Raw genomic sequence first — 14,780 nt, forward strand, 5'->3', positions numbered from 1 at the left:
CCTTGCGGGGCTTTTCACTGACATCACATTAGAGCGAAACGTTGTGGATCCGCGCTTTCTCTTTTATGTATGACAGGTAGCTGGTGGCGCTACGTGCAGTCTTGGAATCCTTGGAGGCCAATTCGGCACGGCGGTAAGCCGACTTATAGTCTTTCAGGTTCAAGTAGGCCAGTGCCAGCTCAAACTGAGCTTCGCCTGGGTTTTGCAATCCGGCATCCAGCGCTTGCTTGAATACCGGAATCGCTTCCTTGAACTGCTGATCCAAGGCCAGCAGACGGCCTTGTTTCAGGTACAGCTTGCCATCGTTACCGGCAGCAGCTGCTTGACCATAATAGGCCGCGGCCTTCTTCAGCTCCTTGGCGTTGTGGAAGAAACCGGCCAACATAGACAGGTTTTTCTCATTCTTTTCGATAAGCCCTTGTTTCATGTGCTTCTCGAAAATCACAGCGCCGCGATAAGCTGAACCTTTGGACGCCAACAGTTGCGACAAACGAGTGATGTTATCAGCGGTTTCCAGGAAACCGTTCTGATAGGCCAGATCGTAAGTCACTGTTGCCTTGTCGAAGTCCTCGGTCAGCAGATAGAGCTGAGCCAACTGAACCCAAAGACGCTTATCGTCCTGGAACAGGGGTACCATGGTTTCCAGAACACCTACCGCTTTCTTGTACTGCTTGAGGTTGAAGTAAGCCTGGAACTTAAGCTGGTAAAGGTTCTTGTCAGGCTTTTCCGCCAGTGACAAACCTTTGTCCGCTGTTTTCAGCACGTTTGGATAGTCTTTCAGTTCTGTATAGGCAATACCGATACGACGGTAGACCACAGGATCTTGCTTACAGGAGAAGTCCATCCACTTGTTATAGTAGGTGATAGCTTCTTTAAACTTCTTCTCCTGCAGCAGCAGATCCGCATACAACTTCAGAGTTGCACTGTGGTCGGTTCCGCCGAGGATATCGGCTTCTACCGCCTGTTTCAGGTACTTGATGGAGGTGCCCATCTGACCTTTTTCAGCGTAGAAGTTACCCAACATACGGGCGATATAGGCCTTGTCGAAGTCGTTACGTGCATTGGCTTCCAGCAATACGGCGATTGCTTCGTCCAGATTACCGTCCTGATAGGCTTCAAAGGATCTCTGCACCTTTTTGGCAGCAGTTTGACCCACAGCCTTGGCCTGACGCTGGTCGATAGGACACTTCTCAGCGGCCTGGGCGATTGGCGCCATCAGCACTGCACTGCCTGTCAAAGTCAACAGCATGGCTGCAGCAAGCTTATTCACTTTTTGCATCTTATCTGTCTCCTTGGTTCAGGGTGAAGTCCAGCTGAACTGTCATACCGGGTTGCTTCATCGGCTTACCGTCAACAATCTTCGGCTTGTACTTCCACTTCTTCAGTGCACGAACCGCGTCACGATCAAAGATCCTTCTCGGTTCAGCCTGGATAACTTCAACATCTTCAACACCACCGAGTTCGTTGATGGTAAAGCGAAGTTGTACCCAACCTTCTTTACCGTCACGCGCCGCAGCAATGGGATACTGAGGTTCAACCCGCACTATAGGTGTTGCATCACCGTCACGGGTCATCATGTTGCCCAGCTTAAAGCCTGTGCTTGGACCGCCTGCTTCTACTCCACCCATATTGAATGACATATTGGTATCAATATCAGAAGAGCTATCCGGTGGCGTTTCCGCTGGCTTCGGTGGCTGCTCTGGTGGTGGGGGTGGCTTAGGTGTCACCCTTGGTTTCTTCTGTGCCTTCGAATCCTGCTTGTCCATTGTGATCTCGATAACTGGCGTTTCGGCTGAGGTGTCGCCTCGTTGTGCGCCACCTCCGACCAGGAATGCCATAAACCAGAACAGACCAAAAGTCACAGCAGCACCAATAATGATAGATACTAGTGCTCTTAACATATCAGTCGTTCCCCGCAGATACCGAGACCTTATCAATACCAGCAGCCTTCACCTGATCCAGTACCTTAACAACCAAGCCGTGTTGGGCTTCTTTGTCTGCCTGGATCAGAACGGCGGCTTCTGGTGCCTCCGCCAACATACGTTCTACGTTAGCGGTTACTCGTTCAATATCAACCTGACGGTTTTCCATCATAATCACGCCGGTTTTGCTGACGCCGATAAAGATGTTCGCCGAAGGTTTTGAAGTCGCTGTGGACGCCTTGGGTTTGTTGTAGTCCAAACCGGATGGCTTCACAAACGAGGTGGTCACAATGAAGAAGATCAGCATGATGAACACGATGTCGAGCATCGGGGTCATATCGATCTGTGCTTCCTCTTCTACACTGGAATGCTTCTTACGTGCCATGTTCAATCTCTCTCTAGTGGTGTGGCAGGCTGTCTTTCAGCTTTTCCAAGCTGATTTTCATCTTGGCGTCCAAACGAGTGCTAAAGAACACCCCGGACAATGCCGCGACCATACCAGCCATAGTTGGCATAGTGGCCATAGAAATACCAGCTGCCATCAGACGAGCATTACTCGTCCCCTGAACTGCCATAACATCGAACACTGAAATCATACCTGTCACTGTACCCAGCAGACCTATCATAGGGCAGATGGCTACCAGTGTTTTGATGATCAGCATACGTGCATTCATATCTTGCTTCGCTTGGGATACCCAAGCTTCACGGATACGGTGTGCATACCAGGAAGTCGTTTCCTCCCTGGCATTCCATGCGGCAATAATGTCTTTATGATTCTTTGGTGATACCCAGTTCAGATACCAGAATCTTTCAAGCATCAATACCCACATGAGAAACAGCACCGCCGCAACAAGCCAGAGGACGTCGCCTCCGGAGGCCATGAAGCCCCTGACGGAATCCCAAATGTCCATCAGGTATAGCATCATTAGTCAGCCCTCTTCTCTGCGTGTTCAGCAATGATACCGGCACTTTGCTCTTCAAGGATTTGAACAATAGACTTACTGCGAGCCACAACGATGGCATGACACAACATCAGTGGCAGAGCCGCAATCAGACCCTGTACTGTAGTAACCAGTGCCATAGAGATACCACCGGCCATCAGTTTTGGATCGCCAGTACCGAACAGCTGGATGCTCTGGAAGGTTGCAATCATACCGGTTACGGTACCCAGCAGACCCATCATAGGAGCGATAGCCGCCAATACTTTGATGATGGAGATACGTGTTTCCAGCGCTGGTGTTTCTTTCAGGATGGCTTCATCCAGTTTCAACTCCAGAGTCTCAACGTCAACATCTTTGTTCTCTTGGTACACTTTCAGTACACGGCCCAGAGCGTTGTTACCTGGGTTGGCAACATTCTTGGCCTGAGACTTAACACGGGCACCGATAAGAGTCAGAGTAACCAGACGCTCCAGAGAGATCAGCAGACCCAGAGCCAGCAAGGCGATGATGATGTAACCAATGGTACCACCGGCCTCGATACGGTCTTGGAAGCTGGCCTTCTGAGTGAAGATGTTCAGCAGAGTACCGCGGGCAGGGTCAACGTACAGCTTGGCTGTACCTGAAGTGGTCTTTTCGAAGTCGGCGATAGGCTTAACCTGATAACCTTCAGGCTGCTGTGACAGCTCCTGGATCAGACCCAGCTCGTGGTTCAGAACCACATACTTGTTGTCAGCCAACAGGTTAAAGGCACCGATACGGTAGATGGTGGTGTTTTTCACGTTACCATCAATGTCGGTTACAGAACCTTCGAACTTAACCACTTTGCCAGACTCGGCCATTTCGAACAGTTGCTCTTCCCAGAAGCGCTCCAGTTCTTCAATCTTAGGCAGTTGCTTACGGGCACCCAGGTCTTGAACGAACTTGTCACGTCCTGGATATTGAGCACTGACGTTGGAGTTGATCAGCTTGCCGGCGAAATCGCCTGCTTCACCTTTAACCACACCAAACATTTCACCCAGGTCACCCTGAGCGGTTTTCAGATCTTCTTCGAGCTGAGCAATCTTACGCTCGTTATCGAGGAAAGCCTGGTTCAGGTCTTTACCACGCTGAGTTTCAGCAGCCAGCGCATCTTTTTCACGCTTCAGCAGAGCAGCCTTGTCGCCACGCTCGGCTTGGAACTCTTTCTCACGCTTGGCGTTGATTTTACCTTGAGCGGCACGCTCAACTTTAACTTGCTGCAGCAGTTGGTCAATCGTCTTAGGCGCCTCGGCGGCACTGGCCATACCGGCAGACAGTGAAAAACTGGCAGCAACGACGGCGGTAGTGATTAGCTTTTTCATTATTGTGCAGCCTCCGCAGCTGGAATTGGTAGTGCGAACAGATCCAGAGCCCCTTGTTTACGGGCGATACGAATACCCTTGGTGATGTCACGCAGGTAGCTGTCATCCAGCTTATCCCAGCCCTTGGTTTCAGGGTTGTACATCCAGGCAGTCTTCTGGTCCAGGCTCTGAGCGTACAGAGCTACGCGGCCCAAGCGGAAGAAATCAACCAGCACCTCTTTACCATCAAGATTCAGCTTACCGGTTTCAACGTCAACAAAGCTGCCGTATTCACGCTCGATGCTGTAAGCATCCAGGATCAGACGGAACTTTTCAGCCAGAGTCACTTCGGCAGTGTTAAGCAGGTCTTTGAGGTTTTTAACGCGCTGTGCACGGTCTTCAGATTTGAATGGCAGATCCAGAGCCACGAATTGCTCCAGTGCATCAACCATCTTAAACATCAAAGGAACAACACCCTGACGCAGTTTGTCTACGCCATTGATATCGTCCTGAATGGATTTCATTGTGGCTTCCTGATCAGCGACCAGTCCAGCCAGATAATCATTGTAGGCTTTGAGAGATTCACGCTCGTCAGCAACGGCGGAATATTCGAAAAGCATATCTTGAGCCTGGTCAAAATACTTATCGATCTTCTTCTGTGACGCAACGGCGTCTGACTGCAGACGACCCGCGGCTTGTTGCGCGTCGGTAAGAGGATCTGCAACGACTAAGTTGCTGCTGGCGAGTGCCAGCGCGCCAACAAGCGCAGAAGCGATTTTTGTTCTATTGCTTACCTTGGACATAGTTCCCAACCAATTTGAAGTGATTAAAAAGGTTTAACTTTTCAGCAACAGTGCCCCGAATATCCCTATTTCAACGGCAGGTGGTGCTATCAAGTATGTCTTTCTCTTGTGATTGTTAGTTTTTTATCTTCCCTTTCCTATGCCCCTGAAGGCATAGACCCGCTGGCATCATTTCACAAAATGTTGACCTGTGTCAACATTTGAAATGAGACGAAAACGCTGGAAACTAAGGCTAACTGTGTGATTAATCATCAATGGCTTTTTTTTACATTTAGTGATCAATTGTCAGCCATCTTCTTGAACGGTGAATAACGGTAAAAACAGCACCAACTAATATTTAACCTTATGATTTATATATAATTAAAAAGCATAAGTCGGTGCGTTATGTTTTATCAATCTCGAAAGAATTCAATTCTGTCGAGCGATGGCAATACACTTTTTCCAAGTGATTACTGTCCTTGGGAAAGCGGTTTAACCACAAAGCCGTCTCCCCTGCTCTCTTGCCATGAAATCAATTGGCAGCCCGGGTCGACTCCAGTTGTTACGCAATAGTGTTTTGTCAATTTGCGACTATGTCTTACTTATATAGAGAGTTTAAAAAGTAAAAACCCCGGAAGGTATCCCGGGGTTTCATTCAATGAAGCTGACTTAATTCATCCAAAGATGAAATCTGCCATTAGAACTTCATGCTGGCACGAACGAAGAAGTAGCGGCCCAACATATCATAGGTATAAGGGTCGGTATTCGAGTCGTTGTTACCTGTGTAGTATGGAGGCTCTTTGTCGAACAGGTTGTTGACACCACCGGATACGCGGATGCGGTCGGTGATATCGTAAGAACCCGACAGGTCATGGTAAACCACACTGTCAACTGAAGGCGCGTAGCAGCTGCCATCGTCGTTCTTACAAGCAAATGAATCCATACCGTCTATATAGCGGGCTTCATAAGTGACAGTCCAGTCATCACCGGCTGCAGTGATGTTCAGGTTGCTCTTGAACTTGGCATAAGCACCCACACCACCTGTGATGTAACCACGATAGTCAACCGCATTACCATCCGGGTCAAACTCTTCATACTCGCTCAGGATAGAGCTGTCCCAGCCGGCTTTCCAGTCCAGACCGAAGGCATTGAATACGTAGGCAATGTTGATATCGTAACCTGAGGTATTGGTAGCACCTATGTTCTGCAGACCGTTGTCGAACTTGATACGACCACTATTGTCGATTTCGATGTTGGAAGACTGACACAGCGCAGTGCCTGTGTTGATCTTGTTGCCACCGGCATCCAAACACTGGTTGGCAACATAGTTGTTGTCAACTGAAGTAATAGTGTTGGAGATCTCGATGTCATAGTAATCGACGGTCAGAGACAGACCTTCTACAAAGCTTGGTGAATACACCAGACCCAAAGTAGTGATATCAGCTTCTTCAGGGGTCAGCATTTCGTTACCACCAACAGTCACTTCAGCCTGGTCCTGATCGGTGGCAGGGTGAACTATCTGTTCGAACGATGGTGACTTACCACCGTACAGTTCATATACAGTTGGTGCACGGAAGGCTGTAGACATGCCACCGCGGATCATCAAGTCATCATATACACGCCAAGTCAGACCCAGTTTCCAGGTAGTATCATCACCGAAAGTGCTGTAGTCGAAGTAACGCATAGCGGCACTCAGATCCACTTGTTGTGCCAAAGGCAGCTCGCTCAGCAGTGGGATTGCCAATTCTGCGTAGAATTCGTTAACGCTGAAATCACCGGCAGTTGGCTCAACACGAGGATCGTTTGCCAGCCCCTGAGAAGTCAGGGAATCCGGAGTATAATGAGCCGCTTCTTTACGGTGCTCATAACCCGCTGCAAAGCCCATCATACCGGCAGGCATTTCAAACAGATCGCCGGACAGAGTCGCTGCAATCACATCCAACTCACTGCCACCGCTGTTCACTTCGGTATAGATGTATGGCTTGATGCTCTCACCTTCCCATGAAGATTGCAGGAAAGGATCGAAAGTGCCTTCGAGTACCCGCAGCGTTGATAGAACCTAAGTTGTGCAGGTTAGCCAGAGTATCGGTTGAGTCGTTCTTACCTTTGTTATAAGAAGCATCCCAGGTCCAGCCGTTTTCAAACTCACCTTCCAGGCCAACAACGATACGTATGGTGTCTACTACCTGGTCAAAGTCACGGGTACCGGACTCAACCATACGACGACCATAAGCCAGTTCTTCACCTGGCTGAACCCAAGGCAACAGGTCATCAGTCATCCAGCCGCCGGCTGATTTTGGATTGTAAACCCAGGCATCACCGTTCCAGATTGGCTGAGGCGCCATCTGCTGATTGGACCAACGCTTGGAGTACATGGCTTCGGTGAAGAAGCGAATAGATTCGGTCAGTTCATAAGTACCGGCCATGGACAGGTTCAAACGCTCCATTGGCGTCGACAGATAGCTGTCCTTGGCGTAGTTGTATCTGTCAGCATCACCGAACTCGTGGTAGGTACCCCCCAGGCCACTCAGATCGGCCTCAGACATGCCATCAAAGTACTGGAACTTTGGCTTGCCTTCACCGTTATCAACATATTCACCATAGTAGCCCTTGTCACCTATGGCATAAGCACCTTCAGGTCCGGTGCCAACAATACCAAAGTTGTTGTCACCCCAGACATGGCCGCCTTGAGAGTAGCTACTACCGCCACAGTACAGGCTACGGTCCCCTTTTGGACCTGTCTCTGCAATCGGACAGTTGGAGAAATCGCGATCTGCCTGGCTGGCATCACCGCGCTTGGTGTACTGAGCATTAACTACGATATTACCTTTCTCGAAGGTGTTACCCAGAGTCATGTCGATGCTGGACTCGTCGGCATCGCCTTCTCCGGAAATACCGGTCTGAACGTTGATTTCAAAACCGTCGAAATCTCTTTTCAGAATGATGTTAACCACACCGGCAATCGCATCGGTACCATAAATGGCAGAAGCACCATCTTTCAGTACTTCGACACGCTGGATCATGGAAACTGGGATAGTGTTAAGGTCAACAGAAGAAGCTGCACCGGTACCGGATGCAATCATACGACGACCATTCACCAGAACCAGAGTACGGTTGTCACCCAAACCACGCAGGTTGATACGAGAGTTACCGCCTGAGCCGTTGTTGATACCGGCGTTGGTCATGGCGCCACCGGCAGAGGTCATTTTCTGTAGAACGTCATCAATGTTAACGGCACCTGACGCTATGATAGATGAAGCATCGATCACGCTAACAGGGCTTGCTGTTTCCATATCGGTGCGCTTGATGCGAGAGCCTGTAACCTGAATACGCTCTACATTGTCAGCACCTTCTTCGGCCGCCAAAACGGTTGGAGCGCTAAAAGCAGTCGCTGCAACACCACCAACCAATGCCAGACGCACTGCGTTGGTTAACGAATTATTCTTATACATACTTATCTCCCTTTCGACATCTTGTGTCTTGGTAACGGATCCGAATGCTTTGCCCGGATCCTTTAGTTGTTTGCAGGTAGACATAAGTTAACCAGCAACAATTTCACGCAAATAAAATCACATAACAAACATTTTATCAACATTTGAAACGTTAATATTGCATATAAAATTAACAACAAAAGAGAGAAGGTATTATTTCACTGAGCTTGAATATAACGGCTATCACAGCGGTATTAGGTATTTGGGGTAGTGTTATAACTTGTAACAGCCTGAAGTAAGGGGAGTTTGTCGCGATGCCTTTTCCCACCAAAAACGTAACACATGTGTTACATACCTCTTTCTGGAAAGGAGTGTGAGCACTTGTGTTTTTCCAATAAAAAAGCGCCTTCCGGCGCTTTTTTGAACAGCTTAATCTGTAATCAGAGGGTATAGCGAATACCTATTGCAATGCCATCATCTTCAGACAATTCCATAGCAGCCTCTTCGGCGCCCTTGAAATCAGAGAAGTCTTTACGGCCTTCAACATACAATACGGTATTGGCATCCCATATATAGTGAACACCCATAACCACAAACTGACGCTTGAACACATCACCACCGTAAGCCTGCTCGTAAGCATCGCCGGCGTTCAGTAAGTTGTATGAGACAAAGGTACGAATATCATTGTCAAAGCGGTACGAAACCAGAGTTTCAACACCATAAGATTCAGGGATCAAACGCCCCAGATTATCTGTATCGTGGAACTCGTTCTTGTTGACGTTGGCAGCGGCATACAAACCTTGATTATCCCAACCACCCCAAGTAATACCTGCACCATAGATATAGTCAGACTCGGAAAAAGTACTGCCATCTGCGCGGGTCGCTTCAAACTCACCATAGTTATAGCCGGCCATCAGGCTGAGATCTTTGCTGACCGCATAGGTCAAGGCAATGCCATAAGTGTTGTTGAATTCCACCTTGGTGGCGGTTCCGGCAGTCGCAGCAGTGCCGGTAACAGGCGCATGATCCCTTGGCGGGAACGGGTTGGTACCTGAACTTTCATCCATCAAGAAGTCATCGTGCTTCAACTGAGTCTGGATGGCAAAACTGAAATCGCCAAAGCTGTTGCGATACTGAACCGTCTTATCACCACGACCGGTACCATTGATGGCGCCATCATCCTTGTTATAGGTATAGACACCGGCAGCGTTACCATCCCACACAAAGCCATAGTTGGTGTTGTACACCACGTCATACCAGGCGCCCCACTGTTTACCTATGGTCAGGGTGCCGTACTTGTCGTGAGAAAGTCCCGCATAACCAAGACGATTGTAGAAGAAATCATCCTGGACTGATTCAAACTTGCTGCTATAGACAATATCGCTGTTACCGAATGGGTTGACCCCCCATTCAAGCATCACAAACGCATTCCAGCCGTGGGTCAGCTCACGTTCAAAGCCAAAATTGATCCTGGAAGCACCATTGACGACTTCCGTTTCACCCTGAGTATTGATTACTCGGGCATCAACGAAACCGCCGATAGAGACTGCATTTTTTTGATCTTTGTAGATTTCAATAGCTTGAACCGATGGAACGGCCAAGAGTCCTGCCAGGACGGATGCGATGAGAGTCTTGTTCATTTGCTGTTAACCTTAAGTGTTTTCAGTCTGCCTACCCCATTCCGTTGTTTTATTTCCTTCCAAGGGTGGCGAAGATTAGCAAAAGGTCAGTAAAGCGGCAAAGACAAAAATCACATTTTTTATTAGTTTTACCTTAAAAAAAACCACAAGAACCGATAAAACCCAGCAATAAAACCATTTATTAACTTTATTAACTTTTTGAAACAAATTAAGCGTCAGATTAAACTCATTTGTCCTGTGCTGATTGATGTGAAATTTTCTTTCATTATGGAAAGTATTGGATCGGCTATCGGCTTAATCTGTCTTTCGATGTAGTAGTCATAATCAATGGCTGAACGTCTGAGGGAAACAGCTTCGGGGCCATTGATTGTTACCAGATAATCAATCCGGGTGCCCAAACGGCCATAACGAGGGTCGCCGGTCTGCTCCAACAGTTGTCTGGCGGCCTTGACATGGGGTGATGCTTTGGCCTGATAGGCATCCAACTTACGCCTTAGCCGCTTGGAGAAAACAAGCTCACTATCATAGTCGCCGCGTTTGAGCGCTTCTATTTCTGTGGCCAAAAAGCCCACTACATCCAAGCCATTGAACATACGCCGGTACAGCTCGTACTGCACTCGTCTGGCCAGGGGACTCCAATCGCTGCGAACCTGTTCCATGCCTTTGAAGATGATATCCAACTGACCTTGACTATTGCGGCTGGCACCGACATAGCGCTTTTTGGAGCCTTCTTCCGAATCTCTGAGGGTGGGCATCAGAAACTGTTCATAATGGCGCTCAAACTCGAGTTCCAGATGACTCTGCAACTGAAAATGCTCCGCCAAATGCTGTTGCCACTTGGCGGTTATCCTGGCGGCCAGCTCCCTGCCGAAGGCTTGCGGATCTGTGATGTCATGCTGCTGTCCCAGCCAAACAAATGTCGAATCAGTGTCGCCATAGATGACACTCATGCCTTCATCCTCAATCCAACGTTTGGTCTGCTGCATGATTTCATGGCCGCGCATGGTAATTGAGCTTGCCAATCGGGCATCGTGGAACACACAGCCCCGAGAGCCCAGTACCCCATAAAGCGAATTCATGATGATCTTGATTGCCTGAGACAGGGGGGCATTGGCTTGGGCCTTGGCGCTTTCCCGCTCTTGGGCCAACTTGGCGATAAGCGTTGGCAAGATAGGTTGTTTACGACTGAATCTGGCACCGAGAAAGCCGGGAACCGTCTCAACTTCGGGTTCACCCATGCCCTGCACCAGCCCCATGGGGTCGATTAAAAAAGTACGGATAATCGAAGGGTATAGACTCTTGAAGTCCAGCACCAGAATGTCCCGGTAAAGGCCCGGAATGGAGTCCATCACATAGCCACCGGGACTCTCCAGACCATCACTGGCCGGTGCTGCCGGCGCCACAAATCCGGCCCGGTGCAAGTGTGGCAGGTAGAGGTGATTGAACGCCGCCACCGAAGCCCCTACCCGGCCAAACTCCAACCCGGTCAGCAGCGCCCGGGCCAAAGCAAAATTCAATAGATCGGTTTTATCGAAAATATCCAGTACCAGACGGCAATCGGTCAGATTGTAGTGGGCCAATGCCAATTTATCCTCTTGAAAGAGGTGGCTTATCTCCTGACCGCGATCTTCAACTTTATCTATCGCCTTGCCCTCACTCAAGAGTGCGCGGGAGACGAACTCGAGCGAATAGCGCTCAAACTGATAGAAGGCGGCCTTGAGCCAGTCTATACCGTCCAGCACCACTCTCCCGGGCAAGGAGAGGGTTTCCGGTCGATACTTGCCTTCCACCAACCAGGACATGGGCACGCCTGCGCGCCCAAGCCGTGCTTCAATACCATGATGGGCGTATCGTCGGCTCAGCAGTGCCAGGTCAAAATTGACAACCGACCAACCTATGATGATGTCCGGATCCCAGAGACTGAACCAGTCAACCAAAGCCTGCAACAGGGCTGCTTCATCCCTGACCCAGTGGATATAGACAGGCCCGTCCTGGGCTTGGCCTATCATGTACACGCGCTGAAACAGCTCTCCATCGCGGTCACGACCGTAGAGTCCGGCGGAATAGAGTTCACCCTGCATGCTGCATTCAAGATCGAGGGAAATAACAGCCAGACCTATATTGTTGAGCGAGGCTTTCCTGGCGCGACTGGCAACAAACCGCTTCAGCGCACCGCTTTCCTCGCTGAAATAACCGTAAAACTCGGCATCGAGCGCAATAAAGCGCTCAATCAAGAAACGCTGCTGGGGTTTAAGATCGGCTTCATACAAAGGCATCCCCTGATCCTGGGCCTGCTTTTGCAGCAACCGCATCTGTTGCCGACTGCGACTGTAAAGCGCTGCAACCTTCTCTTTGGCGAAGTTTCTCAGCGCCAGCGGCTGGGCCCTCACCTGGCTTAAACCCTGGCATAAAACCGCCGCATCCTGCTCTTTGGCAAAGCAAACTTGTTCCTGCCCCGGCACCTCAACCAACACAGGCCCCAACTCGGTGGCCAAATAGTACTGCAGGCATAGCCCCTCGTCTCTCTGAGCCAGATGACGGGTAAGAATACGACCCTTAAGGGTTTGCGGCGTGTTTTGGGGCATGAGTCGGGACAATCGCGTTTTAGAGGTTTATTAGCATAAGAAATTACTGGTAATATATACAGGATAATTTTCCAGAACCGAGTCTCATGCTAGCAGCCCATGTAAAGACCCAGATCCGTGAGATCTACAAGGACATTGCCTCTGCACTGCCCAACTTCCGTTCCCGCCGGGAACAGAATTATATGGTGGCGGAGATCTCCAAGACACTTGCCGGTGAATACGACAAGCAGCGGCGCATCATGGTGATTGAAGCGGGAACAGGTATAGGTAAATCCCTGGCCTATATTCTGGGAACCATTCCCCTGGCGCTGGCCAGCAAGAAAAAAGTCTGTATTGCCACAGCGACAGTGGCGCTGCAGGAACAGTTGCTGCATAAAGATCTGCCGTTTTTTCTGCAACACTCCAAACTCAACTTCCGTTTCGGTCTGGTCAAAGGGCGTCAGCGTTACGTGTGCCTGGCCAAGCTTGAGATGTTGGTCGGTGATGGCAACGGCAGCCAGATGGCCATGTGGCAGACCAAGCCGGATACCTCACAGGTTGAGCAGTTGCAGGCGCTGCTCAAAGACTATCAGGATGGCCGCTGGAATGGCGAGCTCGATACCCTCAAGACACCGCTGCCGGACCACCTGTGGCAGCAGATAGCCTGTGACAAACACAGCTGTCATCGCCAACTGGCCAGTCACAGCCACTGCCCCTTCCACAAGGCCCGCGAAGATATTGACACCTGGGATGTGCTTATTGCCAACCATAGTTTGTTACTGGCCGACCTTGAACTGGGTGGCGGTGTGATTCTGCCGGATCCGGAAGAAGTCTATTACGTTATCGACGAAGCTCATCACCTGCCGAATGTAGCCAGGGATTTCTCCAGCGCCCAGGCCACGCTCAGGGGCGCCTGTGATTGGTTGGAGAAAGTCAGCAAGACCACGGCCAAACTGCAAAACCAAATAAAGAGCAACAATATCATCGCCCCGGCGCAGGCGATGCTGGATCGTATCGAAGAATTAACCGGTCTGCTGAATCAGGTTGCCCACTACTGTGATACCCAACCCAAACTCTTTGCCAACCCGGAAAACCGCCTGCGGTTCGAACATGGCAAGCTGCCGGACGCCCTGTTGATTCAGGCGGAAAACCTGGCCACGGCCTCCAACGATGCTCTCAAACAATTCAACAAGATGCAGGCTATCCTCAGCGAAAGCGTCAAGGATGGTGAATTGCCAAGGCATCAGGCCGAAGCCCTATTGAGTGAAACCGGCTTTATGATGCAGCGCCTGGAAAACCTGCAAAAGCTCTGGAAAATGATGGCCAAGGAGGACAGTCCCAAAGGTGCCCCCACCGCCCGCTGGATTGAAGCCCTCAGCGGCAAGCAGCAGGACTACCTTTTCAGTGCATCGCCAATCGAAGTCGGCTATATGCTGGAACATATGTTGTGGGAAAAAGCCGCCGGCGTCGTGCTATGTAGCGCCACCCTCAGAGCGCTGAACCGCTTTGAGCATTTTGCCTATCAGGTTGGCCTGTCACTCAATGATGGCAGTCGCTACCTGGCGCTGCAATCTCCTTTCGATTTTGAAAACAACGCCACTCTCTACCTGCCGAAAATGCGCACCGAGCCAACCGAAGACGCCTACACAGAAGAACTCGCCAGCCAGATAAAGCAGTTGGTGGAGGGGGAAATGGCCACTCTGGTGCTGTTTGCCTCCTACTGGCAGATGGAAAAGGTGGCCGATCTACTGCGCAACAAGCTGGTATCCGAACCGCTGATCCAGGGCAGTGCCCCACGCCAGCACTTGCTCGAGCAGCATAAACAGAAATGTGACAAAGGCGAGCCCAGCATTATCTTTGGTACCGGCAGTTTTTCCGAGGGTCTCGACCTTCCCGGCGACTATCTGACCAACTTAATAGTGACCAAGCTGCCGTTTGCCGTGCCCACCTCGCCGGTAGAGCAGGCCCATGCAGAATATGTCAAAATGAAAGGCGGTAACCCGTTTTTACAATTGACTATTCCGGATGCGTCACGGAAACTCATCCAGAGTTGCGGCCGCCTGTTGCGAAAAGAGCAGGACTATGGCCGAATAACCATATTGGACAGGCGTTTGGTAACCAAAAGATACGGGTCGTCGCTGCTCGATGCCCTGCCGCCTTACCGCCGCGTTATCGAATGAT

Annotated in this window: 9 protein-coding genes and 1 pseudogene; 1 reads left to right on the top strand and 9 read right to left on the bottom strand. The window is 50.1% G+C overall.

Annotated elements, in window-relative coordinates:
* Positions 1–28: 28 nt before the first annotated feature.
* From E1N14_RS13420 to E1N14_RS13460, 9 genes and pseudogenes are all read right to left on the bottom strand, one after another.
* On the bottom strand, positions 29–1,279 hold the full coding sequence (locus E1N14_RS13420; protein ID WP_025011240.1) for a tetratricopeptide repeat protein: 1,251 nt from the start codon (positions 1,277–1,279) through the stop codon (positions 29–31).
* Position 1,280: 1 nt separating this feature from the next.
* The gene (locus E1N14_RS13425; RefSeq protein WP_025011239.1) at positions 1,281–1,901 is read right to left on the bottom strand and encodes an energy transducer TonB; all 621 of its coding nucleotides are present in this window, start codon (positions 1,899–1,901) and stop codon (positions 1,281–1,283) included.
* 1 nt (position 1,902) lies between these two features.
* Entirely contained in the window at positions 1,903–2,307 is a 405-nt protein-coding gene (locus tag E1N14_RS13430) for an ExbD/TolR family protein (protein WP_025011238.1), read from the bottom strand.
* Positions 2,308–2,320: 13 nt separating this feature from the next.
* Positions 2,321–2,848, bottom strand: coding sequence for a MotA/TolQ/ExbB proton channel family protein (locus E1N14_RS13435; protein ID WP_081737208.1), 528 nt, complete (start codon positions 2,846–2,848; stop codon positions 2,321–2,323).
* Entirely contained in the window at positions 2,848–4,203 is a 1,356-nt protein-coding gene (locus E1N14_RS13440; RefSeq protein ID WP_025011236.1) for a MotA/TolQ/ExbB proton channel family protein, read from the bottom strand. Before E1N14_RS13440 ends, E1N14_RS13435 begins: the two co-directional genes overlap by 1 nt.
* Entirely contained in the window at positions 4,203–4,985 is a 783-nt protein-coding gene (locus E1N14_RS13445; protein WP_025011235.1) for a DUF3450 domain-containing protein, read from the bottom strand. The genes E1N14_RS13440 and E1N14_RS13445 overlap by 1 nt, the downstream gene beginning before the upstream one ends.
* Positions 4,986–5,661: 676 nt before the next feature.
* A pseudogene (locus E1N14_RS13450) lies at positions 5,662–8,416 on the bottom strand (TonB-dependent receptor).
* A 419-nt stretch (positions 8,417–8,835) separates the two neighbouring features.
* Entirely contained in the window at positions 8,836–10,035 is a 1,200-nt protein-coding gene (locus E1N14_RS13455; protein WP_025887154.1) for a porin, read from the bottom strand.
* Positions 10,036–10,250: 215 nt separating this feature from the next.
* Positions 10,251–12,620, bottom strand: a complete 2,370-nt coding sequence (locus E1N14_RS13460; RefSeq protein ID WP_062793374.1) for a DNA polymerase II — start codon at positions 12,618–12,620, stop codon at positions 10,251–10,253.
* 86 nt (positions 12,621–12,706) lie between these two features.
* Between E1N14_RS13460 and dinG the strand changes: the two genes are divergently transcribed.
* Positions 12,707–14,779: an ATP-dependent DNA helicase DinG gene (gene dinG / locus E1N14_RS13465; protein ID WP_025011234.1), complete on the top strand. Its 2,073-nt coding sequence runs from the start codon at positions 12,707–12,709 to the stop codon at positions 14,777–14,779.
* The last annotated feature ends 1 nt before the right edge of the window (position 14,780 follow it).

The sequence above is a fragment of the Shewanella algae genome, from assembly GCF_009183365.2.
GTDB classification, from domain to species: domain Bacteria; phylum Pseudomonadota; class Gammaproteobacteria; order Enterobacterales; family Shewanellaceae; genus Shewanella; species Shewanella algae.